Origin of the sequence: Klebsiella sp. K5-45, from assembly GCF_030128605.1 — a bacterium.
Lineage (GTDB): Bacteria > Pseudomonadota > Gammaproteobacteria > Enterobacterales > Enterobacteriaceae > Klebsiella > Klebsiella quasipneumoniae.
Genome location: NZ_JAKUZW010000067.1, coordinates 1 through 596, shown reverse-complemented (window position 1 = coordinate 596; position 596 = coordinate 1). Strand labels below are relative to the sequence as shown.

Here is a 596-nt window from a genome sequence, read left to right as displayed (position 1 = left end):
GAGTCAAAGCCGTAGTTGGCGTACACCTCGACGTCGATCGGCCCGGCCTTGATGTTGTGGGTTTTAGTGGTCAGCGCGTAGTGGCCGTTGTCGCCGGTGTCGGAGCTGCCGGTACAGGTGATGCGCGACGGGTTGGTCTCGTCGGCCATCACTTCCGGGCTACAGGATTTCACCTGCGACACCGCCGCCACGTCGAACTGCACGCCGCCGATATCAAAGTTCTTCACCCCGGCGCCCTGGCCGTCGTGGTTCATCCAGAAGTAGTCGTTGATCCCCTGTTGCGGACGCTGGTGGAAGTCGCGGCCGGCCCAGATATAGGCGTTGGGGTTGGAGTCGAGGACGTTGGTGACGCCGACGTAGGCCTTCTTCAGGTTAACCTCGTCGCTCCAGTGGTCGAACATCACGTTAAGATCCCAGATAGCCCCCTGCGCGCTTTTGAAGGCCTTGCTGATCTGGAATTCGCCGCCGTTGCTTTCGTTGCCCAGGCGGCCGATCGCCGAGGCGCCGTTATAGGAGCCGTCGACGCCGACATATTTCTGGTCGCCGGTCTGGAAGTGGGCGCCATAGCGGGCGTAGCCGCTGAACTTGAGGCCGAA

The 596-nt window shown here is 61.7% G+C and carries 1 protein-coding gene; it reads right to left on the bottom strand.

Going from position 1 to position 596, the window contains the following annotated elements:
- The coding region (locus MKS11_RS27485; RefSeq protein ID WP_165475654.1) for a carbohydrate porin at nucleotides 1-596 on the bottom strand (596 nt) is incomplete at both ends.